Annotated in this window: 26 protein-coding genes, 2 tRNA genes and 1 other RNA gene; 7 read left to right on the top strand and 22 right to left on the bottom strand. The window is 66.7% G+C overall.

Annotated features, from left to right (window positions below; all coding sequences use genetic code 11):
• Positions 1 to 47: 47 nt before the first annotated feature.
• Positions 48 to 284, top strand: coding sequence for a DUF2171 domain-containing protein (locus tag ACW17W_RS09945; RefSeq protein ID WP_492076706.1), 237 nt, complete (start codon positions 48 to 50; stop codon positions 282 to 284).
• Here ACW17W_RS09945 and ACW17W_RS09940 read toward each other — a convergent pair.
• Positions 278 to 1,534 (bottom strand): patatin-like phospholipase family protein, encoded by a 1,257-nt coding sequence (locus tag ACW17W_RS09940; RefSeq protein ID WP_492076705.1) that lies wholly within the window; start codon positions 1,532 to 1,534, stop codon positions 278 to 280. The two genes, ACW17W_RS09945 and ACW17W_RS09940, sit on opposite strands and share 7 nt — an antisense overlap.
• Positions 1,535 to 1,660: 126 nt before the next feature.
• Here ACW17W_RS09940 and ACW17W_RS09935 point away from each other — a divergent pair, with 126 nt between their 5' ends.
• Positions 1,661 to 2,056 carry a YccF domain-containing protein gene (locus ACW17W_RS09935; protein WP_492076704.1) on the top strand — a complete coding sequence of 132 codons (396 nt, stop codon included), beginning with the start codon at positions 1,661 to 1,663 and terminating at the stop codon, positions 2,054 to 2,056.
• A 6-nt stretch (positions 2,057 to 2,062) separates the two neighbouring features.
• Here the strand turns inward: ACW17W_RS09935 and ACW17W_RS09930 are convergent, their stop codons facing one another.
• The 4 genes from ACW17W_RS09930 to fumC are packed head-to-tail and all read right to left on the bottom strand — an operon-like array spanning position 2,063 to position 4,830.
• Positions 2,063 to 2,803 carry an AAA family ATPase gene (locus ACW17W_RS09930; protein ID WP_492076703.1) on the bottom strand — a complete coding sequence of 247 codons (741 nt, stop codon included), beginning with the start codon at positions 2,801 to 2,803 and terminating at the stop codon, positions 2,063 to 2,065.
• A gap of 1 nt (position 2,804) precedes the next feature.
• Positions 2,805 to 3,116 (bottom strand): CcdB family protein, encoded by a 312-nt coding sequence (locus ACW17W_RS09925; protein WP_492076702.1) that lies wholly within the window; start codon positions 3,114 to 3,116, stop codon positions 2,805 to 2,807.
• A complete protein-coding gene (locus tag ACW17W_RS09920; protein WP_492076701.1) occupies positions 3,116 to 3,373 on the bottom strand; it encodes a type II toxin-antitoxin system CcdA family antitoxin in 258 nt (85 codons plus the stop codon). Before ACW17W_RS09920 ends, ACW17W_RS09925 begins: the two co-directional genes overlap by 1 nt.
• 53 nt (positions 3,374 to 3,426) lie before the next feature.
• Positions 3,427 to 4,830, bottom strand: a complete 1,404-nt coding sequence (gene fumC / locus ACW17W_RS09915; protein ID WP_492076700.1) for a class II fumarate hydratase — start codon at positions 4,828 to 4,830, stop codon at positions 3,427 to 3,429.
• 100 nt (positions 4,831 to 4,930) lie between these two features.
• Here fumC and ACW17W_RS09910 point away from each other — a divergent pair, with 100 nt between their 5' ends.
• Complete coding sequence (locus ACW17W_RS09910) at positions 4,931 to 5,302, top strand: RusA family crossover junction endodeoxyribonuclease (protein ID WP_492076699.1); 372 nt, start codon at positions 4,931 to 4,933, stop codon at positions 5,300 to 5,302.
• Here the strand turns inward: ACW17W_RS09910 and ACW17W_RS09905 are convergent.
• The 4 genes from ACW17W_RS09905 to miaA all read right to left on the bottom strand — a co-directional run bounded on the left by ACW17W_RS09905 (position 5,278) and on the right by miaA (position 7,734).
• Entirely contained in the window at positions 5,278 to 5,682 is a 405-nt protein-coding gene (locus tag ACW17W_RS09905; RefSeq protein WP_492076698.1) for a GFA family protein, read from the bottom strand. The genes ACW17W_RS09910 and ACW17W_RS09905 overlap by 25 nt on opposite strands.
• Before the next feature lie 113 nt (positions 5,683 to 5,795).
• On the bottom strand, positions 5,796 to 6,287 hold the full coding sequence (locus tag ACW17W_RS09900) for an SspB family protein (RefSeq protein WP_492076697.1): 492 nt from the start codon (positions 6,285 to 6,287) through the stop codon (positions 5,796 to 5,798).
• 163 nt (positions 6,288 to 6,450) lie between these two features.
• Positions 6,451 to 6,819: a transfer-messenger RNA gene (gene ssrA, locus ACW17W_RS09895) on the bottom strand.
• Between the two features lie 39 nt (positions 6,820 to 6,858).
• A complete protein-coding gene (gene miaA, locus ACW17W_RS09890; RefSeq protein WP_492076696.1) occupies positions 6,859 to 7,734 on the bottom strand; it encodes a tRNA (adenosine(37)-N6)-dimethylallyltransferase MiaA in 876 nt (291 codons plus the stop codon).
• 97 nt (positions 7,735 to 7,831) lie between these two features.
• On the opposite strand from miaA, the gene ACW17W_RS09885 reads away from it, so the two are divergent.
• A complete protein-coding gene (locus ACW17W_RS09885; RefSeq protein ID WP_492076695.1) occupies positions 7,832 to 8,902 on the top strand; it encodes an Mrp/NBP35 family ATP-binding protein in 1,071 nt (356 codons plus the stop codon).
• A 122-nt stretch (positions 8,903 to 9,024) separates the two neighbouring features.
• Positions 9,025 to 10,122, top strand: coding sequence for an NADH:flavin oxidoreductase (locus ACW17W_RS09880; protein ID WP_492076694.1), 1,098 nt, complete (start codon positions 9,025 to 9,027; stop codon positions 10,120 to 10,122).
• Positions 10,123 to 10,232: 110 nt separating this feature from the next.
• On the opposite strand, the gene ACW17W_RS09875 is transcribed toward ACW17W_RS09880, so the two are convergent.
• From ACW17W_RS09875 to ACW17W_RS09840, 8 genes are all read right to left on the bottom strand, one after another.
• Positions 10,233 to 10,568, bottom strand: coding sequence for a YbjQ family protein (locus tag ACW17W_RS09875; protein WP_492076693.1), 336 nt, complete (start codon positions 10,566 to 10,568; stop codon positions 10,233 to 10,235).
• 2 nt (positions 10,569 to 10,570) lie between these two features.
• A complete protein-coding gene (locus tag ACW17W_RS09870; protein ID WP_492076692.1) occupies positions 10,571 to 11,098 on the bottom strand; it encodes a dihydrofolate reductase in 528 nt (175 codons plus the stop codon).
• A gap of 54 nt (positions 11,099 to 11,152) precedes the next feature.
• Positions 11,153 to 11,821: an aquaporin gene (locus ACW17W_RS09865; protein WP_492076691.1), complete on the bottom strand. Its 669-nt coding sequence runs from the start codon at positions 11,819 to 11,821 to the stop codon at positions 11,153 to 11,155.
• A gap of 124 nt (positions 11,822 to 11,945) precedes the next feature.
• Positions 11,946 to 12,248, bottom strand: a complete 303-nt coding sequence (locus ACW17W_RS09860; RefSeq protein ID WP_492076690.1) for a phosphoribosyl-ATP pyrophosphohydrolase — start codon at positions 12,246 to 12,248, stop codon at positions 11,946 to 11,948.
• Positions 12,248 to 12,613 carry a hypothetical protein gene (locus tag ACW17W_RS09855; RefSeq protein WP_492076689.1) on the bottom strand — a complete coding sequence of 122 codons (366 nt, stop codon included), beginning with the start codon at positions 12,611 to 12,613 and terminating at the stop codon, positions 12,248 to 12,250. The genes ACW17W_RS09860 and ACW17W_RS09855 overlap by 1 nt, the downstream gene beginning before the upstream one ends.
• The gene (locus ACW17W_RS09850) at positions 12,592 to 13,017 is read right to left on the bottom strand and encodes a hypothetical protein (protein ID WP_492076688.1); all 426 of its coding nucleotides are present in this window, start codon (positions 13,015 to 13,017) and stop codon (positions 12,592 to 12,594) included. Before ACW17W_RS09850 ends, ACW17W_RS09855 begins: the two co-directional genes overlap by 22 nt.
• A complete protein-coding gene (locus ACW17W_RS09845; protein WP_492076687.1) occupies positions 13,017 to 13,868 on the bottom strand; it encodes a thymidylate synthase in 852 nt (283 codons plus the stop codon). Before ACW17W_RS09845 ends, ACW17W_RS09850 begins: the two co-directional genes overlap by 1 nt.
• A gap of 245 nt (positions 13,869 to 14,113) precedes the next feature.
• Entirely contained in the window at positions 14,114 to 14,656 is a 543-nt protein-coding gene (locus ACW17W_RS09840) for a DUF924 family protein (RefSeq protein ID WP_492076686.1), read from the bottom strand.
• Between ACW17W_RS09840 and ilvC the strand changes: the two genes are divergently transcribed.
• The gene (ilvC, locus tag ACW17W_RS09835; RefSeq protein ID WP_492076685.1) at positions 14,655 to 15,680 is read left to right on the top strand and encodes a ketol-acid reductoisomerase; all 1,026 of its coding nucleotides are present in this window, start codon (positions 14,655 to 14,657) and stop codon (positions 15,678 to 15,680) included. The two genes, ACW17W_RS09840 and ilvC, sit on opposite strands and share 2 nt — an antisense overlap.
• Positions 15,681 to 15,715: 35 nt before the next feature.
• On the opposite strand, the gene ACW17W_RS09830 is transcribed toward ilvC, so the two are convergent.
• Positions 15,716 to 15,792, bottom strand: a tRNA-Pro gene (locus ACW17W_RS09830).
• A gap of 154 nt (positions 15,793 to 15,946) precedes the next feature.
• Between ACW17W_RS09830 and ACW17W_RS09825 the strand changes: the two genes are divergently transcribed.
• Positions 15,947 to 16,020, top strand: a tRNA-Gln gene (locus tag ACW17W_RS09825).
• A 69-nt stretch (positions 16,021 to 16,089) separates the two neighbouring features.
• On the opposite strand, the gene ACW17W_RS09820 is transcribed toward ACW17W_RS09825, so the two are convergent.
• The 4 genes from ACW17W_RS09820 to ACW17W_RS09805 all read right to left on the bottom strand — a co-directional run bounded on the left by ACW17W_RS09820 (position 16,090) and on the right by ACW17W_RS09805 (position 20,729).
• Positions 16,090 to 17,466, bottom strand: coding sequence for a hypothetical protein (locus ACW17W_RS09820; protein ID WP_492076684.1), 1,377 nt, complete (start codon positions 17,464 to 17,466; stop codon positions 16,090 to 16,092).
• A gap of 64 nt (positions 17,467 to 17,530) precedes the next feature.
• A complete protein-coding gene (locus tag ACW17W_RS09815) occupies positions 17,531 to 17,920 on the bottom strand; it encodes a hypothetical protein (protein WP_492076683.1) in 390 nt (129 codons plus the stop codon).
• Positions 17,917 to 18,492, bottom strand: coding sequence for a GNAT family N-acetyltransferase (locus tag ACW17W_RS09810; RefSeq protein ID WP_492076682.1), 576 nt, complete (start codon positions 18,490 to 18,492; stop codon positions 17,917 to 17,919). Before ACW17W_RS09810 ends, ACW17W_RS09815 begins: the two co-directional genes overlap by 4 nt.
• Entirely contained in the window at positions 18,489 to 20,729 is a 2,241-nt protein-coding gene (locus ACW17W_RS09805) for a S9 family peptidase (RefSeq protein WP_492076681.1), read from the bottom strand. Before ACW17W_RS09805 ends, ACW17W_RS09810 begins: the two co-directional genes overlap by 4 nt.
• Positions 20,730 to 20,981: the final 252 nt, after the last annotated feature.

Here is a 20,981-nt window from a genome sequence, read left to right as displayed (position 1 = left end):
GGGGCGGGCGTTGATCATCCATCGAAACCCTCTGCAGGAGAAGACCCATGGTGGACCCCACCCTGATCCGTGAACATCTGGAAGTCGTCGGTTCGGACGGCGAACATATCGGTCGGGTCGATCATGTGATCGGCGACCAGATCGAACTGGCCAAGCTGGACCTCGCCGGCGGATTCAAACACCACATGATCCCCGTCAGCTGGGTCGATCATGTGGACGAGCATGTCCGCCTGACCCTGACGAAGGACGAGGCCAGGGCGCGCTGGACTGAAAAACCTCACTGATCCGGTACGGGCGTCGGTGCGGGAGCCTCGTCCGGCGTGTCGGGGCTCTTCAACTCGTCCGGAATCTGGTCTGCCGGAATATCCTGGCTGGCGATGAAGGGTTCAGGCCGCCCGGAGAGGCTGACCGACGACCATGCCGAGCCAGAGGCGGCCCGGGCGCGGCCGAGCTCGAACAGGGCCTCCATGGTGGCGGTGTCGAACTTCAGGCTGGAGACGCTGACGTTGTCCGGGATGGCCGACATCGACATGGCCAGGCCGTTGCGCGCGGAAAAGGCGGCCGTCGCCGCCAGCGATGTCCGCAGCGACGCCTTGCTCATACTGTCATAGGTACGGGCGAGAATTCCGTCCAGCCGGCCCGGCGTCACCCCGGCGGTGCGACCCACCTGGCCGTTGACGACGATATACAGGGCGCCGCCGGCCCTGTTCTGGCGCGGATTGGTCCAGAGCAGCAGATCTTCCGGTATCGCGAGGAAGGGGATGTTCACGCCGCCGTCCACATGCATGTCCATGATGATCTCGTCGTCATCGTTCACGCCGGCGATCAGGACGGGCGGAAACACCCCGGGGATGCTGGCCGAGGCGACCAGAACATCCCGGAACAGCGAAAGGGCGGGTTCGCCCTGGGCGGCGATGACCCCCATGTCCCAGATCACCGTCTCCTCGGTGTCCAGATTGGTGGTCGCCACCAGAAGGCGGCGGCCCCTGGCGTGTTCGACAGCGATCGCCTGCAACAGTTCGGGCGTGACATTCTGCTCGACCAGAGCCTTGAGAACGCGCGAACTGAACAGGGCGGGCGCGCGAAAGGCGGAAAGCGTACGCGGGCTGAGCAGGCCGGCGGTGCCGCCGCCTGTGTAGGCCGCCCTCAGCTCGTCATCCCATTCCGGGCCCAGAAAGGCGAAGGGGGCCGCGAGAGCTCCGGTGCTGACCCCCGTCACCATGCCGAAGGCCGGACGATCGCCCCGTTCGGTCCAGCCGACGATCACGCCCGCCCCATAGGCTCCGTTGGCCCCGCCGCCCGACAGGGCCAGAACCGCCTGGCCGCGCCCGCCGCCTCCGAGCCGCGCGGCCATGTCATTCGCAAGGGCCTGCAGTTTGACGGCGTCATTGGCCCGGATGCGGGGGTCGGCCACGCGTTGCACGCTGGACGGCGCAATCCGCAGCGGGCCGTCGGGACGTTCGAGCGTCCCGCAGGCGCCAAGCCCCACGCTCCAGGTCAGGAGCAGTATCAACAGTCCGGCGCGACGGGTCATGATCGGTCTCAAGGCGGATGAACCTGTCTCCACTATGCCGTGACAACGACGCAAAGGTGAAATCGTGGACATCTTTTCCCCTGAATCATTGCGTCCACGGCTCTGCTTCGCCAAATTCACAGCATCATGATCCGACTCATACTCAATCTGCTCTGGCTCCTGTTCGGCGGTTTCGTCTCGGGCGTCGCCTGGCTGTTCGGCGGCCTGTTGCTGGCCGTGACCATCGTCGGCCTGCCCTGGGCCTTTGCGGCCTGGCGGATCGCCGCCTATTCCTTCTGGCCGTTCGGGCGCGAGATCGTCTGGCGCGACCCTGATCCGGCCGACCTGGGTCAGGGGTGCCTGGGCGTCGGCATGAATGTGATCTGGCTGGTGGTGGCCGGGTGGTGGATCGCCCTGGCCCATCTGATGATCGCCGTGGCCGAGTTCGTCTCGATCATCGGCATCCCGTTCGCGCTCAAGGACCTCGAACTGGCCAAGCTGGCCCTGGCCCCCATCGGCCGCACGATCCGGGAAAAGCCCTGAGCGCGGTCAGTCGTCGTCGGACAGCAGGACGTCCAGCATCATCTCGCGCCGGGTCAGGAAGTTGCGCGTGATCTGGTAGTGGTCGGTGTCCTCGTAGGCGACACGGTCCAGCCCGTGTGCGGACGCCTGATAGATCCAGGCGTTCGGATAGCCGAGCAGGATCGGGGAGTGGGTGGCGATGATCAGCTGCGACCGCGCCTGAACCAGCTCATGCATCCGGGCCAGAAACGACAGCTGCCGGGTCGGCGACAGGGCGGCCTCGGGTTCGTCGAGGATGTAGAGGCCGTCGCCGATGAACCGGTTGTCGAACAGGGCGAAGAAGCTCTCGCCATGCGACTGTTCGTGCAGCTTTTGCTTGCCGTATCGGGTCCCGCGGACTTCGGGGTCCTCGAGATAGCTGGCGACGTTGAAGAAGCTCTCGGCGCGCAGGAAGAAGCCGTCCTGAACCCGTTGCGGTGATTTGACCGGCCGGACAAAGCGGTGCAGCGGCGAATGGCTGTCGCGGGCGCCGAACTGGTGCTCCCGTCCGCCGCCCTCGGCATTGAACCCCCAGGCCACGGCCAGGGCCTCGATCAGGGTCGATTTGCCCGAGCCGTTGTCGCCGACGAGGAAGGTGACGTTCGGGTGAAATTTCAGACTGTGCAGCGACCGCACCGCCGGCAGGTTGAACGGATAGATGGCCTCGTCCCACCCCTCGCGCCGTTCGAACAGGGCCTCGATCCAGTAGGGGCGTGTCAGGGCGGTCATCTCAGAAGCCCGTGAACAGCCGGTCGAGCGCGCGACGGATGTCGTCATCATACCGCCTGAGGTCGCCGACGGCCCGCTTGAGTTCTGATCTTCTGATGGGCGCCATTTCAGGCAGCGATAGATGGAGCCGTTCGTCGTTCCATCGAACCGCGAGCGAAACACGGGTGAAATCGCCGCTGCGAGGCTCCCGGATCAACGGCGCGATCAGCGCCGTTGGCATCTCCTCTACGAAGTGGGATTGCATCAGGACGATGTATGGAGCGGCCATGCGAGAGCGCGGCGACGGGTTCGAAAACACGTCGAACTGGCGCATCACCAGGTCCTGAAATCCTCACCGAAGACGCCGTCGCGCTCAATGCGCGCACTGTAAGCTTTCATCGCTTCTGCGTTCTCCTCGGCCCAGGCACGGGCATCCCGTGCCCGGTCCGCGTCCGTCATCAGAGCATTCCTGCCTCGAGCGAGCGCCAGTTCTACCCCGCCCAGCCCCGCCCTCGACAGGTCCACGCCCAGTTTCTCCGCTTCCGCGACCATTGCGGGATCGATCTCGATCTTCAGCTCGCCCTTGCCCATGAATGTAGCCTACATCCAAATCAAAATGCCCGCCACCAAACAGGGCAGGCGTCTTACCCCGGCGAGATCATCTTCTCCGGCCGCACGGCCTCGTCGAACTCGGCGTCCGTCAGATAGCCGCCGCCGACGGCTTCCTGGCGCAGGGTGGTGCCGTTCTTGTGCGCGGTCTTGGCGATCTTCGCGCAGGCGTCATAGCCCAGCTTGCCGTTCAGGGCGGTGACCAGCATCAGGGAGTTGTTCAGGCCGCGCTCGATGTTGTCGATGCGGGGCTCGATGCCGACCACGCAGTTGTCGGTGAAGCTGACGGCCGCATCGGCCATCAGCCGGACCGACTGCAGGAAGTTGTAGGCCATCACCGGGTTGTAGACGTTCAGCTCGAAATGGCCCTGTGACCCGGCGAAGGTGATGGCGGCGTTGTTGCCGAACACCTGGACACAGACCTGGGTCAGGGCCTCGCACTGGGTCGGATTGACCTTGCCCGGCATGATCGACGACCCCGGCTCGTTTTCCGGCAGGGCCAGTTCGCCCAGACCCGAACGCGGGCCGGAGCCGAGGAAGCGGATGTCGTTGGCGATCTTGAACAGCGACGCGGCCACCGTGTTGATGGCGCCGTGCGAGAAGACCATGGCGTCGTGGGCGGCGAGGGCCTCGAACTTGTTCGGGGCCGTGGTGAAGGGCAGGCCGGTGATGCCGGCGATCTGTTCGGCCACCTTCTCGGCGAAACCGATCGGGGCGTTCAGGCCGGTGCCGACGGCGGTGCCGCCCTGGGCCAGTTCCATAAGGGCGGGCAGGGTCATTTCGATCCGGGCGATGCCGTTCTCGACCTGTTGGGCATAGCCGCCGAACTCCTGACCGAGCGTCAGGGGCGTGGCGTCCTGGGTGTGGGTGCGGCCGATCTTGATGATGCGGGCCCAGGCCTCGGACCTGGCCTTCAGGGCGGTGTGGAGATGCTTCAGCGCCGGGAGCAGGTCGTTGACCACCTGTTCGGCGCAGGCGACGTGCATGGCCGTGGGATAGGTGTCGTTGGACGACTGGCTCATATTGACGTGGTCGTTGGGGTGGACCGGCTTTTTCGAGCCCATCTCGCCGCCCAGCATCTCGATGGCGCGGTTACTGATCACCTCATTGGCGTTCATGTTCGACTGGGTGCCCGACCCGGTCTGCCAGACGACCAGCGGGAAGTGATCGTTCAGCCTGCCTTCGATGACCTCATTGGCGGCGGCGACGATGGCGGCGCCGATGGCCGGGTCCAGCCGGCCCAGGGCCATATTGGTCTCGGCCGCCGCGCGTTTGACGATGCCCAGGGCACGGACCACAGGCAGGGGCTGTTTCTCCCAGCCGATCCTGAAGTTGCCGAGGCTGCGCTGCGCCTGGGCGCCCCAGTAGCGGTCCGAGGCGACCTCGATGGGACCGAAGGTATCGGTTTCGATGCGGGTATCGGCTTTGGCGTCGGTCATGGCGCGGACGGCTCTCTCAGGCGTGGCGGAGGAATGCGCCGCGGTGTAGCACGGGATCCATGCAGGACAAGGCGCGCAGGACCAGCCCGGGGCTTCGTCGATGACGGCAGGCTGGATCGGTACGGGCAAGGTCCGGGCGCGCGAGGTCGGTGACGTCGTCGAAATCACCATCGAAGGCCTCACCACCCAGGCCAAGTACTACAAGCCCCTGGTGTATGAGTTTATGCGCAAGGAGTGGTCGTCGCGGCCGTCATGGGGCGACTATGTGGTGGAGATCCGCATGGAGCATGTCGGCGAGCCGCCCGTCCTCGACCTCGACAACCTGGCCAAGGCCCTGCTGGACGCCATCAAGGGGTATCTGTTTCATGACGACGCCCAGGTCGCCCGACTGCTGGTCGAGCGGTTCGAGGGCGAGCGCGAGCGGATCGCGATCCGCGCCTGGCCGCGTCAGGCCTCCGGCGGCCCCGGGTAGCGCGCAAATGCCGGAAGCTGGTCCAGATTGGCCATCCAGCCGATTCGCTCGGCGGTCTGGATCTGACCCTGGAGCGGGAGGGCGTCCGGGTTGTCGAGGGTGGCGCTCTGTATGTCGATCTGGTCCGGGAAGACCTCCGCATTGGTGTAGAACAGGCCCGTGCCGCAGCGTCCGCAGAAGCCGCGCCGCCCGTGCCCGGACGAGGCATACCAGACCGGCTCGCCGCTGATCCGCACCTGATCCGCCGGGGCGAGCGCCCAGGCCACGGCGGGGGCGCCGGACGATTTGCGGCAGTCGGTGCAATGGCAGAGCGAATGATGGACCGCCTCTTCAGCGGTTTCGTAGCGGATATCGCCGCAGTGGCAGCCCCCGGTCAGCATCGCCTTTCCCTCCTCGATGTTCACTAAATGTTCTATTCCGCCATCCAGCCGATGGCAAGCGTCGCGGCCCGCTCCCGCCGGCACAGGCGCCGTGAGGCGGCCCCCGCGACGGTCTATTTCTTGCGAAACTGGTCCAGGGACACGACCTTGGGGCCGTCGTCCGGGCCGTCTTCGGAGGCCGGGTCGGTCGCCGAGCGGACGTCGGACTTCATCGTCAGCACGGGTTCGGGCTCGATGTCGGGCGCGTCGAACGTCAGTTCATAGTCCACGGCCGGATCGGCAAACCGGGTCACGGCGGAATAGGGCACCGTCAGCACCTTGGGCATGCCGCCGAACTTCAGCATGACCGAGAACAGGTCATGGTCGACCGTCAGGTCCCAGTACTGGTGCTGGAGAACGATGGTCATGTCGTCCGGATATTTCGCCACGACATCCGGCGGCAGGCTGACGCCGGGCGCCCGGGTCTTGAAGGTGATATAGAGGTGATGCTCGCCGGGCAGGCCGTCAGATTCGGCAGCGCGCAGCAGGGACAGACGCACGACGCTGCGCAGGGCTTCCTGCTCCAGCGTTCCATAATCCATCAGGTCGGCAGGTTCGTCGGCCATCATATCCTCAACGCTTCGTCAGACCTGATAGCCGCGCCTGCGCCGCCGCGAAAGGCGCCGTGTCCGGAAAACAATGTCGATGAAGGCGAAGTACCGGGGATTCGGTTGCCAGGCTTCCCCATTCTCCTGAAAAAGAAAGGAGGGCGCCTCGAGAGGTGGGGAGAGTGGAGGGCTTCTGTTGCCAGGCGCCCTCCGGGCCCCGCCTGAGGATCTGAACCCCCAGGACTTAAGTGTTCGAAATCAACCGAACCGCATTACGCGGCGAGGCGGACTTCTCCAGCGAAGTTATCGTTCGCAGTTAGAAAATGGCCCGATACGGTGGGCCAGGACGAGCGAAAGCAATCCTCTTTACACGTCCGTCGATGCTAGTCGGCCCCATGCTGCCTCCGCCGATAACGCGGGGAGAAAGTTGGTGGAGCCGCCGGGAATCGCACCCGGGTCCGGTCCGCTTATTACAAGCGCGTTTATCGCCATAGTCCGGGCGAACCCGGACAGGGCCTATATAGGGGATGCTTGGCCCGACTCCAAATTTCCTCGCGGAAAGGAATTGTCGGCAGGCCTTGCGAGGAGATCAGGGAATGTGACGGGGCCATTCCCGCGTCTGGTTCCTGAACCAGGTCAGCTGGCGTTTGGCGTAGTTGCGGGTCGCCTGTTTCAGCGCCGCCACGGCGTCATTGCGCGACAGCTCGCCCGCCAGCATCGCCGCCAGTTCGCGCACCCCGACGGCCTTCATGGCCGGCAGGGCCGGGGCCAGGTCGCGGGCGACGAGGGCGCGCACCTCCTCGACAGCGCCTCCCGCCATCATCATCTCGACCCGGTCGTCACAGCGGGCGTAGAGCGCCGCTCTCTGGGGCTCAAGGACCAGCGCGGTCCATGATCCGGGCGGCAACAGGGGGCGGGTGGCCGCCTGCCAGTCGCTGAGCGACCGGCCGCTGTGGCGCAGCACGCTCAAGGCCCGAACCAGCCGCTGGCGGTCACCCTGCGCGATAGCGGCGGCGGCCCTTGGGTCGCTTTCGGCGAGATCCGCGCGAAAGACGGCCTCGCCCCGCGCCTCATAGTCGGCCTCGACTGCGGCGCGTACGGCCGCCGGCACGGCCGGAATATCGGCGAGGCCGCGCGTCAGGGCGCTGAAATACAGGCCCGTGCCGCCGACGAGGATCGCCGGACGGTTCTCCGCCGCCAGTTCAGCCAGCAGGTCCAGGACCGCCCGGCTCCAGCGGCCGACCGACCAGGCCTCGGCCGCATCAGCCACGCCGTACAGCCGGTGATCCGCCATGCCCTCTTCCGCGGGCGAGGGACGGGCGGTCAGGATGCGCAGGTCGGCATACAGCTGCTGGCTGTCGGCGTTGACGATGACGGCCCCGCTTTCGGCCGCCAGCTTCAGGGCCAAGGCCGACTTGCCCGAGGCGGTCGGTCCGGCGATCAACTGTATCGGGGGCAGGGACACGGACAGGACTCGCCGACAGGGAGGGTTCGGCGATAGAAGGCCTGCACCCCGCCCGCAAGCCCGCCAAGGCCTGCCCGAAGCCCGACTGGAGATCCGCTTGATCGACCGTGACGCCGTCATCGCCGTTCTGAACGCCATCGCCGATCCGAAATCGGGGCAGGGGCTGTTCGACGCCGGTCTGGTGCGCGGCTTGACGGTGGCCGAAGACCGGGCCGGCTTCGCCATGGAGGTTCCGGCCTCCGAAACGGCCCTCTATGCCCCCATCCGCGATGCGGCCGAGGCGGCGCTGAAGGCCCTGCCGGGCATGATGAAGGTGTCGGTCATCCTGACCTCCGAGACCGCCCCCGCCGTCCGGCCCGTCCGCACCGCCTCCCTGTCGCCCCAGGCGGTGGACCAGACCCGGGCCAGGGCCCCGGTCGCGACCGAGCGCCCCGCCCACGTCCGCCGCGTCCTCGCCATCGCCAGCGGCAAGGGCGGGGTCGGCAAGTCGACCGTCGCGGTCAACCTGGCCGTCGCCCTGATGCAGAGGGGCCTGTCGGTCGGCGTGCTGGACGCCGACGTCTATGGTCCCTCCCTGCCGACCATGCTGGGCATCGCAGGCAAGCCCGAATACCGCGACGGCATGATGGAGCCGCATCTGGCCCATGGTCTGAAGGCCATGTCGGTCGGGCTGTTGACCGGCGCCGGGGACGCCATGGCCTGGCGCGGCCCCATGGCCTCCCAGGCCCTGACCCAGATGCTGACCCAGACCCGATGGGGCACGGAGGCGGCGCCGCTGGACGTTCTGGTGGTCGATCTGCCGCCCGGCACCGGCGACGTCCAGTTGACCCTGATCCAGAAGACGCCGCTGGACGGCGCCGTTATTGTATCGACGCCGCAGGAGGTCGCCCTCGCCGACGCCCGTCGGGCGCACGCCCTGTTCCAGAAGGTCGGCGTGCCGACGCTCGGCCTGATCGAGAATATGTCCGGCGAGGTCTTCGGTCGCGGTGGCGGCGAGGCGGAGGCGGGGCGCCAGTCGATCGACTATCTCGGCGACCTGCCGCTGGACGCGGCCTTGCGTGAGGGCGGGGATGCGGGGGTGCCGGTTGTGGCTGGAAACCCGGCCGGGGAGACGGCGGGGCGGTTTGGTGGGTTCGCCGGGCGGATCGCAGCGGCGCTGGGTATCTGAATCCCTCTCCCATAATGGAGAAGGGCGGAGACGCGGCCGGAATTTTTCGCCCGCCTGAGGGTTTTCAAACGCAACGGCAATCGCCACCTTGGCGGTTCCAGCCCTCCCTTCCGAGACCGCCCATGTCTGTCGACGCCCTGTTCCGCCCGTTTACGATCAAGACCCTGACCCTGCCGAATCGCATCGTCATGGCGCCGATGACCCGGTCGTTCTCGCCGGGCGGCATCCCGACCTCTGACGTGGCCGCCTACTATCGCAGGCGCGCCGAGGGCGGCGTCGGCCTGATTGTCACCGAGGGCACGGTGGTCGAGCGTCCCGCCGCCCGTAACGATGCGGCCGTGCCGGTCTTCCACGGCGAGGCCCTGCCGCAATGGCAGACGGTGGTGGACGAGGTCCATGCCGCCGGCGGTCTGATCGCGCCGCAGATCTGGCATGTCGGCGCCGCGCGCGGCCAGGGCGAGAACTGGCAGCCGCTGGGTCAGGTCGACAGCCCCTCGGGCCTCGTCGCCCCCGGCAAGCAGAAATACGAGCCGATGACCGAGGAGGACATCGCCGACACCATCTCCGCCTTCGGTCGTTCGGCCCGCGCCGCCCGGGATATCGGCTTCGACGCCGTCGAGATCCACGGCGCCCACGGCTATCTGATCGACCAGTTCTTCTGGACCGGGCTGAACGGCCGCGAGGACCAGTGGGGCGGCGCCACCATCGCCGAGCGCGCCCGGTTCGGCGTCGAGGTGGTCAAGGCGGTGCGTGAGGGCGTCGGCGACGACATCCCCCTGATCCTGCGCCTGTCGCAGTGGAAGCAGCAGGACTATGCTGCGAAAATCGGCCAGACGCCGGACGAACTGGCCGAATGGCTGATGCCGCTGTCCGACGCCGGTGTTGATGTCTTCCACTGTTCGCAGCGGCGGTTCTGGGAGCCCGAATTCGAGGGGTCGGATCTCAACTTCGCCGGCTGGGCCAAGAAGATCACCGGCAAGCCGACCATCACGGTCGGTTCCGTCGGTCTGGACGGCGAATTTATCGCGGCCTTTGGCGGCGCGGGCTCGCAGCCGGCGTCCCTGGACGGGCTGATCGAACGGCTGGAGCGTGAGGAGTTCGATCTGGTCGCCGTCGGGCGCGCCCTGCTGGCCGACCCGCGCTGGGTCGAGAAGATTCGCGAGGGCCGCCACGACGAATTGCTGGCCTTCGACCGTTCGCACATGGCGGAACTGACCTGACAAGAGTGAGTAGTGAGTAGTGATTAGTGATTGGTAACCGGGAATTTGCGAATCAGGCCGCTCGATCACTAATCACTACTCACTATTCACTATTCACTATTCACTATTCACTATTCACCAATCACTCGCGCCGGCTCCACCACCACCGCCGTGCCATAGGCGAGCACCTCGGTGACGCCCTCCATGATCTCATTGGCCTCATAGCGCATGGCGATGACGGCATTGGCGCCCATGCCCTCGGCGTGGGCGACCAGCTCCTGCAGGGCCTCGGCCCGCGACGTCTCGGCCAGTTTGACATAGGCGCCGACACGACCGCCCAGCATTGATTGCAGCCCGCCGATGGCGTCGGAAATGACGTTGCGCGAGCGCACCGTGATGCCCCGCACCAGTCCCAGCGTCTGCGTCACCCGATAGCCGGGGACGTCATTGGTCGTCACGATCAGCATGGTCAGCTCCTCTCCAGAATGCGGAAGGTCATGGCGTGGTCGTCCTTTTCGCCGGCCGCCTGGCTGACGGATTCGACCTCCGTCCAGCCCGCCTCGTCGAAATCGGGAAACCGAACGTCGCCCTCGGGTTCGGCATCCACCTCGGTGATGTAGAGCCTGCGCGCGCGGGGCAACAGGGTCTCGAACAGGGCCGATCCGCCGATGACGCAGACCTCATGCACATCGTCGTCGATGGCGGTCTCGCGGGCGATGTCGATGGCCTCGTCCAGATTGGTGCAGACCACGGCGCCCTTGGCCTTGCCCTGTTCGTCATAGGACATGTCGCGGGTCAGGACGAGGTTCAGCCGGCCGGGCAGGGGGCGCAGCGGCAGGCTCTCCCACGTCGCCCGTCCCATGATACAGGGCTTGCCCAGGGTCACGGCCTTGAACCGCTGCAGGTCGCTGCGCAGGGTCCAGGGCAGGTCGCCGTCCCGGCCGATGACGCCGTTCCTCCCGCGCGCAACCACAAGGGCGATCTGGGGAACTGGCATGGGTGTCTCCGGTCTTCGGGAGCGACGCGGGCGCCGCTCCCTTGAGACATATGCTTAGGCCGTCGGCTCCAGCAGTTTCAAGCGGAACAGCAGGGCCCCGATGATCGCACCGACGGCCGGGGCGACGAAGAACAGCCACAGCTGATCCAGCGCCTGACCGCCCGCCAGCACGGCGGGGCCGAAGCTGCGGGCCGGATTGACCGAGACGCCCGTTACCTGAATGCCGACCATGTGGATGACCGCCAGGGTGATGCCGATGGCCACGCCCGCGAACGGCCCGTGGGCCTTCTCGCCGGTGACGCCCAGGATGACGACCACGAAGATGGCGGTGAAGACGATCTCGAAGATCAGGGCCGCCGTCATGGCGTATTCGCCGAGATAGCCCGGGCCCCAGCCGTTCTGGCCCAGACTGGCGAAGCCCGTCTTTGCGATCGTGCCGAGGATCGCGGCCCCGATCACGGCGCCGATGAACTGGGCGACCCAGTACAGCCCCATGTCCTTCGCCGACATCCGCCCGGCTACGAAGGCGGCCAGGCTGACCGCCGGGTTCACATGGCAGCCTGACACCGGCCCGATGCCGTAGGCCATGGCCACGATGGCGAAGCCGAACGCCAGGGCGATGCCCAGCTGACCGACATTGTCGCCACCCAGAACCGCCGCCCCGCACCCGAACAACACCAGCACTGCCGTACCGACCAGTTCGGCCGAGAATTTCTTCAGCATGTTTTCCTCCCTGCGTGTCTCGCGCCCGGTACGCGGGGCGCTCGAAAGGCGGAGAGGGTGCGCCTGACACCACGGTCAAGCTAGGCGCAGAGACGCCATTTAACGATTGTTGACGGATCGGGGCTCAGCCCCCGGTCGGCTCCAGCCACTTCAACCATTTCCGCTGCATGGCGGTTTCCAGATCGATGCCGGCCCGGGCGCAATAGATCAGCAGCATGCCCAGCACGTCCGCCGCCTCGTCGCCCAAGGCTTTTTCATCCGGCGTCCCCCGCGCCCGGCCAGACAGCCGCAGATGCTCGGCCGTCAGCTCGCCCAGCTCTTCCTGCAGCTTCAGCAGGGCCCAGTCGCGGTCGCGGTCGATCGAATGCTCGGCGGCGTAGATGTCGGAGATGCGCAGGACGGAGGCGGTGAGGTCGGAGAGAAGCACTAAGCCGCCAAGCGATAGACGAGCGCATCCTCGACATAGACGCCGTTAAAAGTGTTTTGCCGCATTCTGACTGCGCCTGTTCCCTCAATGTGTATCATGCCGCCTAGTGCGCGGAAAACGGCGCTTTCAGGTGGCTGAAACTCGACATTGGACATATCGATCGCGGCGCCAGCATTTATTGCCTTGAGGTAGAGTTCTTTGCCTCCCTTTCGGGCTTCTTCGGTCACGATGATCAGGCGCCAACGGCAGGCGTCAGGCTGATAGAGCCAGAATGCTCCCGCTACAGGTACGCCGACGCGGTCAAGCAACTGCACAAATGCGGAGCCGGCTCGAATGTCAGAATCTACCAGTGCTTCTTCAGCCATGCCAAAACTCCATGAGCTTCGTCGCCGACGGCGTTGACCATCTCGACCGCTCGGAACTCGTCGATCATCTCATATCGGCTCGACACAGACCACTGGCTCACTGTTGACCAGTTGGCGCTCAGATTGGCGTCCGCTGCGCGGTCTTCTTCAAACGCTTTACTCAATCCCGCAAGGCCCGGTAATATCTTGAGGTCGTGACCACTCGAATAGAGGCTTGCGACAAGGTTCCGATCCGGTAGGCACTCCGGTAGAAAGAGCTTGCAGGCGGCCGCCTTGAAGCCGAGCTCCAGCGCATATCCGGCCAGATAGTAAGCGTTGGAACATCGGTTGTTGCGCAAGAGCAGCAGAGCGTCGTCATGTTTACCCTGAGCGAGACCCTGAAGCGTTTTTCGCGAGACGAACATCAGATCGCAACCGGCGCCTTGATGTGCGGCCAGGGCGAATAGTCGCCGAGGGTGAAGTCGGCCAGTTCATAGGCGAACAGATCGCTCTTCGGCGTGATCTTCATGGTCGGCAGGGCCAGGGGCTCGCGCGTCAGCTGCAGCCCGGCCTGTTCGACGTGGTTCAGATACAGGTGGGCGTCGCCGAAGGTGTGGATGAACTCGCCCGGCTCCAGCCCGACCACCTGGGCCATCATCATCGTCAGCAGGGCGTAGGAGGCGATGTTGAACGGCACGCCGAGGAAGACGTCGGCCGAGCGCTGGTACAGCTGGCAGCTCAGTTTTCCGTCCGCCACGAAGAACTGGAACAGGCAGTGGCACGGCGGCAGGGCCATGTCATCGACATCGGCCGGGTTCCACGCCGTGACGATATGACGGCGGCCGTTGGGATTGGTTTTCAACCCGGTCACCAGCTTCTCGATCTGGTCGATCATCCGGCCGTCGGGCGCCGTCCACGATCGCCATTGCTTGCCATAGACCGGACCCAGCTCCCCCTCGGCGTCGGCCCATTCGTCCCAGATGCGGACGTTGTGGTCCTTCAGATAGCCGATGTTGGTTTCGCCGCGCAGGAACCACAGAAGCTCGACGATGATCGAGCGCAGATGCAGCTTCTTGGTGGTCAGCAGGGGAAACCCCTTCGACAGGTCAAACCGCATCTGGCGGCCGAACACGCCCAGCGTCCCCGTGCCCGTCCGGTCGTCGCGCCGCGCCCCGTTGTCGAGGATGTCGCGCAGCAGGTTCAGATACTGGTGCTCCGGATGGTCAGCCGGGGCGGCCTGGATCGAGAGATCGGCATGGGCGAGGGCGACAGTCATGGAGCGGAGGATGCCTGTGATTCGCGGGCTTGGCACGCGACTGATTCGTTTGCCCACAGGCGCGGAACCCTCTCCCGGCGGGAGAGGGCTTGAGCCTCCGGGAGCGAAGCGATCGGCAAGGCGAAAGGGTGAGGGATTTCGGTGACTCCCGGCTCGCATCGTACCCCCTCACCCGCCCGCGCCAGAACGACGGCTGACGCCGCCGTGCGCGGCCTCCCTCTCCCGCCGGGAGAGGGAGAGTGAGGTCATCCCCCGAATCCGCCTCCATCCAGAAACGCCTGCTCCTCGGCTGTCATCTCGCGGCCCAGCGCCCTGTTGCGGTGCGGAAACCGGCCGAAGCGGACGATGATGTCGCGGTGGATGTGGGCGAACTTCAGCACCTCGGGCATGTCGGCCGAGAGGGCCACGGCCATATCCTGATCAGCCAGATCCTCGGAATGTTCGTACGGGGTGACGAAGAACTGGCGCAGGTCCGCGTCGAAGGTCTGCGGCCAGCCGCGGGCCCAGGCCTGTCGGGCGAACATCAGGCCCAGGCCGTCGGTGGCGAACTGGTGGGCCGTGCCGCGATACGAATTGCGCGGATACTGATCCAGCAGGATCATCAGGGCCAGCGCCCCCTCGGCCGTCTCCATCCAGTCGTCCAGCTCCCGGCGCGCGGCGGCCCGGTGCAAATCCCGACCGGCGTCCCGGAATTCGGCGTCGAAGGCCTCGTCCCTGGCGTACCATCTGGCGGGGCCGGCCTCTTTCCAGAAGGCGACGACGGAGGAAGCGGTTATGAGACGGGTCATGACTGACACCATAACCAATCCGCTGCCCGTCTTCCACGACCGCGACTGCGACCTGTCGATCATCCGGGGCAGGCGGGTCGCCGTGATCGGCTATGGCAGCCAGGGGCGCACCCACGCCTTGAACCTGCGCGACTCGGGCGTGTCGGACATCGTCATCGGCCTGAAGGCGAGTTCGGCGACCCGGGCGAAGGCCGAGGCCGACGGTTTTCCGGTCATGACGGCCGGCGAGGCGGCGTCCGGCGCCGACGTCGTGGCCATGATGGTCTCCGACGAGGCGCACCGCGACCTGTATCGCGACGAGATCGAGCCCCATATCCGCCCGGGCGCCGCCCTGATCTTCGCCCACGGCCTGTCGGTGCGGTTCGGTCTGGTGACGCCCCGCGCCGATCTCGACGTCATCCTCGACTCGCCCAAGGGCATCGGCCCGCGCATCCGCGATCTGTATGAGGCCGGGGAGGGGGTCTTCTGCCTGTTCGGCGTGCATCAGGACGCAACCGGCGACGCCCATGCCCTGGGCCTGTCCTATGCCGCCGCGCTCGGTTGCGGCCGCAAGGGCATCCTCGAGACCACCTTCGCCGCCGAATGCGAAAGCGACCTGTTCGGAGAACAGGTCGTGCTGTGCGGCGGGGTGGCCGAACTGATCGACGCCGCCTTCATGAAGCTGGTGAACGCCGGCTATCCGCCCGAGGTGGCCTGGTTCGAGTGCTTCTACGAGGTCAAGCTGGTGACCGACCTGATGTACGAGCGCGGCATCGCCGGGGCCTTCGCCAGGATCTCGAATACGGCCGAGTACGGCGCCTATCTGACCGGGCCGCGCGTGATCGGGGAGGCGTCGCGAACCGCCATGGACGGGGTCCTGGCCGATGTGCGCGACGGGTCGTTCGTGAAGCGGCTGATGGACGACTACGACGCCGGTTCCCCCGAACTGCTGGCGCGGCGCAGGGCCCTGGGCGAACGCACCATCGAATCCGTCGGCGCGCATCTCAACGCGGCCGCCGCGAAGGCCGCTGATTCAAAGACCTGAGGGGGATCGCCTTCGGGAAAGGCGCGAAATCCAAATGGTCGGAGTGAGAGGATTCGAACCTCCGACCCCTGCGTCCCGAACGCAGTGCTCTACCAGACTGAGCCACACTCCGACTTGGAGGCGGGCTTATAGCGAGCGGCCCGGGGGGCTGCAAGAGCGATCTCGCACCGGCGAAATTTCCCGCGAAACCGGGTGTTGCATCCCCTGACGCCTTGGCGTATTCGACCGCCTCCCGGCGCTTCGGCGCCTGGATACGCCGAGCCTGCTGGGGAATGGTGTAATGGTAACACTCCGGTTTTTGGTACCGTCATTCTAGGTTCGAGTCCTAGTTCCCCAGCCATCGGCCCTCCCTGACATCAGGATCGACCCCGCCGGGAACGCCGCAGCGCCCCCGGCGGGCCGTCCGGCGTCAGCCGATCTTCAGCCGAACGAAGACCATGCTTCCGTCCGGATCGCCGCCGTAGGACGGTTCCAGGGCCAGCGGTATGCGGTTGACCGAGTACATCGCCCCGAGACCAAACACCGTCGAGGGCGACAACCGCCAGTCGCGGATGGCGCCGATCGAAGCCTTGGCCACGGTGAACAGGTCGCCGTGGCCGCCGTGGGCGCCGGGCAGCAGCTCGTCGGTCTCGATCCGCTCGGCGCGGGCGAAGACGGTCCAGTCGGCGTTGGGGTGGACGGCCGATTCCAGCATCCAGGCGTCCTTCGATTCGTCGTGGTCATTCGTCTTGCGCCCGAACGCCAGGCTGGTGGACCACCAGCCGCCGGCGCCGAACCGGCGGGTGTGGAGGGCGCTGGCGGACAGCTTCGTCTCGTCCTCGTCCGGCTCGAGCTGTTCGGGGGCGGAGACGTCGGCGTATGAGGCCTGAAGCGACCATTCCGGCGTCGGGTTGAACGAGGCGCGCACGGACCAGCTGTCCAGACGCGGCGCGTCGATGTCCCAGCGGTGCTGGTCCGGCTCCTCGCCCTTGAAGGCCGAGGCCTCGACCTTGAAGCGGTCATGCGTCCAGCCCAGGGTGGTGACGCCGAAGACGATATGGGTCGAGTCCAGCCAGTGGTGGGTGATCGGCGCCTCCGGACTGTCCATGGCGCTCATCCGGTGCATGAAGGCCGGCGGGCCGAACGCCGGCTCTCCGGGCAGGCCGACATAGGCATAGACGCTGTCCTTGTCGCTCAGCCGCCGTGAGTAGCTGGCCGAAAGCTCCATCAGGAAGTCGTGGGGGTGCTGGCGATCGACCAGGGGATGGACCCCGTCGGCCGTCTCGCCCGCCGCCAGAAGCAGCGGATAGCCGGCCTTGCCCATCAGGGGGTCGGGGCTGACCATGGCGCGCAGGTTCAAGGCAGACCCGTCGTCGAAGTCACGCCGGGCGGCGCCCATCAGCATGCCGGCCACGAAGGTCTTCGAGCCGCCACGCGGGCCGTTCTGCTGATCGTAGACGAGGTTCAGCATGGCGTGGCCCATCAGGGACCAGTCGCCGGCCTGACCATGCAGACCGCCGTGCTCCGACATATCCGGTTGCCAGGCTGTGCCCGAGGCGTCGCGGGTCATGGGCCATGGGCCGAGCGGGCTGGTCATCGGCATGGCATGGCCGGCATGGGGATCGGCCTGCGCCGTCTCGGCCGCCGACATGCCATGCCCGGCGTGGGGATCGGCGGGAGGGGTCTGGACGGGCGAGGGAGCAGGCGGGGGCGTCTGGTGGTGGGAATGGTCCTGCGCCGTCGCCGTCCGGGCGAGGGCGAACAGGGATGCGCCGGCCAGCAGGCCGACACGGGAGGGGATGGCCATCGAAGGCTCCTTTGAAATCTGAATCCGGATGCGGCTGCGGTGCGCCGTCGTGCGAGGTCGGACGTCAGGCTTTCGGAGGTTCGGGCTCAGGGGCGGGGATCAGGCCGGTCCGGATCGGCTGCAGCGCGGGCTGGACGCCCGGGCGGGCGAACACCACCGGCGTAGCCTCGGGCGCGGCGGGCGTCGCGGCCACACAGGCGATGCAGCAGGCCATGAGCTTCATCGCCCTGGCCGGCGGTTCGGGGGCGTCGTCCCCGACCATGCCATGATGACCCGCCTTCTGCGGTGAAGCCGTCTCGTGGCAGGGCGCGGCCTCTGCGGTCGCCGCCGACGCGGTCACAGCGCCCAGACCCATCAGGGTCAGGGCGGCCATCATGCTCAGCAAGGCCATCAGGATGCGCACGGCTGTAGCCCAGGCCTCCGGATGTCCGGCCGCCACCCCGTGCGACGTCACAGCGGCATGCCGCTCGCGTCAGGCGCTTCGGCATCGCCCGGCCCGAGGGCGCGCTGCATGAAAACCACGTCGCGCCATTGGTCGAACTTCCAGCCGACCGTCTTCATTGTGCCGATCATCTCGAAGCCGCAGGCGGCGTGCAGGGCCACCGAGCCGGCGTTGGCCGAGTCGCCGATGACGCCCAGCATCTGGCGCAGGCCCAGGGCCTCGCACTGGCGGATCAGTTCGCCCAGCAGGGCCTTGCCGAGGCCCTTTCCATGGTGCGCCACGTCGACATAGACAGAATCCTCGACCGTATAGCGATAGGCGGGCCGCGTCCGGAACGGACCGGCATAGGCATAGGCCGCCACCGCCTTATTGCCATCCGCCCCGTCCACCTCGGCCACCAGCCAGGGCAGGCCGAGGGCGCGGATCGTAGCGTGGCGCCGGATCATCTCGCCGAGATCGGGCGTCTCCAGTTCAAAGGTCCCCGTGCCGCTGGTCACATCCTGGGCGTAGATGGCCGTGATCGACCCCATATCGCTGGCGGCGGCGTCACGGATGCTGAATTCGAGGGGCCGGACGTCGCTCAAGCCTGTTCCCAACCCTTCTCGATGGCCCAGACGGCGAAGGCGTAGTCGTGGGCGACCTCCTTCAGATAGTCGAAGCGGCCGGACGAGGCGAAATGGCCCGCCTCCATATTGATCTTGAGCAGGACCGGCTTGCCCGAGGTCGTGGCGGGCCGCAGCTTCGCCACCCACTTCTCCGGCTCCCAGTAGGTGACGCGCGGGTCGGACAGGCCGCCGGTCGCGAGAATGGCCGGATAGGGCTTCGCCTCGATCTGATCGTAGGGGCTGTAGGAATACATATAGTCGTAGGCGGCCGGGTCCTCGATCGGATTGCCCCATTCGGGCCATTCCGGCGGGGTCAGCGGCAGGCTGGTGTCCGACATGGTGTTGATCACGTCGACGAAGGGCACGCCGCCGATCACGCCCGCCCACAGGTCAGGCCGCATATTGGTGATCGCCCCCATCAGCATGCCGCCGGCCGACCGGCCCTCGGCCACGATCCGGCCCGCCTGGGTGTAGTCGTTGGCGATCAGGTGCTCGGCGCAGGCGATGAAGTCGGTGAAGGTGTTCTTCTTGGTCATGCGCCGGGCCGACAGGAACCAGTTCCAGCCCTTGTCGGAGCCGCCGCGCACATGGGCGATGGCATAGATGAAGCCGCGATCCACCAGCGACAGCCGGTTGGTCGAGAAGCTGGCAGGGATGGCGTTGCCGTAGGAGCCGTAGCCGTAGAGCAGCAGGGGGGCGGAGCCGTCGACCGGGGTGGTCTTCCTGCGCAGCACGGTGACGGGCACCAGTTGGCCATCGGGCGCCGGGGCGTTCAGCCGCTCGACGACATAGTCCGCCGCATTGTGGCCTGACGGCACCTCCTGAACCTTGCGCACCGTCCGTTCGCGCGTCTGCAGGTTGTAGTCATAGGTCGTCGTGGGCGTGGACGGCGAGTTGTAGGCGTAGCGCATGATCGGGGTGTCGAACTCCGACGCCCCGCCCAGAGACAGGGCGAAGGCGGGTTCGTCGACCGCGATCTCGTGCTCCTGACCGGCGCGGTCGCGGATGACAATCCTGGTATTGGCGTCGGCCCGTTCCTGGCGGCCGATATGGTCCTTCACCAGACTGACGCCCTCGATGAAGCGGCCGGGGGTGTGGGCCACCAGGTCGGTCCAGTTCGCCTTGGCGGGAGTCGCGGTCGGAGCCTCGACGATCTTGAAGTCCATGGCCTCATCGGCATTGGTGCGGATCACCCAGCGGTCGCCCCAGTGGTCCGGCTCGTACAGGCGGCCCTCGTGCCGGGGCTCGATCACGGCCGGTGCGGCGGTCAGGGCGTCGGCGGCGATGACCTGCGATTCCGAGGTCTCCTGATTGCCGATGGAGATGACGAGGAAGGCGTCATCGGCGGTGCGGCCGATGCCGATGAACATCCCCTCGTCGGTCTCTTCATAGACCAGGGTCGTCTCGCCGCCGCGCGCGGGACGGCGGAAGATCTTGTCGGGGCGGCCGTTGTCGTCGCGGTTGGTCCAGAAGATCCACTGGCTGTCCGGCGACCATGTGAAGTTGCCGCCCGTGTCGCCGATCACGTCGGGCAGGACCTCGCCGGTGGCCAGGTCCTTGACGTAGATCCTGTAGACCTCCGAGCCCTGGGCGTCCTCGGCATAGGCGAACAGGGTGTGATCCGGGCTGGGCTCGGTGGCGCCGACGTCCGAATAGGCCTTGCCCTTCGCCAGTTCGTTGGCGTCGAGGAGCAGCTCCGGCGTCGGGGCGGCGACGAAGTTGATCGTGACGTCCTGACCGTCCACGCGGAACGCGCCGCTGCGGGCGACCCGCATGTAGCGCGGGTGCTGTTCGCCGGTGCGATATTCGGTGAAATACTCCCAGCGGCCGTCGGGTGCGGGGACCGAGCTGTCCGCCTCCTTGATGCGGCCCTTCATCTCGTCGAACATCGCCGCCTGCATCGGCAGGGTCGAGGTCATCATGGCCTCGCGATAGGCGTTCTCGGCGGTCAGGTGTTCCTTGACGTCGGCCTTGATCAGGGACGGGTCCTTGAGCACCGCCTGCCAGTTGTCGTCCTTCATCCACTGGTAGTCGTCGGTCCGGGTGCGGCCCAGCTGTTCGATGACGACCGGGATCTTCCGCGCGACGGGCGGAACGGGACGGCTGTGGGGCATGGAAGGTCCGGACTGGAGATTTGAAGGCTGGGCCCGCGCGGCAGGGGCGACGGCGACGACGGTCGTGGCGGCGGCCGAGGCGATCAGTTCACGACGGTTCATGGCGGGATTTCCGGGCGGAAGGGCGGCGGCAACCATGGGCGAGCGGAGCCGTGAAGGTCAATGCGGCAGGGTAAGCCTTTTCGTCTCCTCCCTGCGCCTCAGGCGTGGGGAGGTGGATCGGCGCGCTTGCGCCGGGACGGAGGGGTTCTTTCTTCATCACAGACAAGGCGGACGCTGAAAAAACCCCTCCACCGCCTGGCTGCTACGCGCCCCCCTTCGGGTCGCGGTCCCCCTCCCCATCGCAAGGGCCAT

Source organism: Brevundimonas sp. FV1ye29L (assembly GCF_058681095.1).
This window is presented reverse-complemented; position numbering and strand designations above follow the sequence as displayed.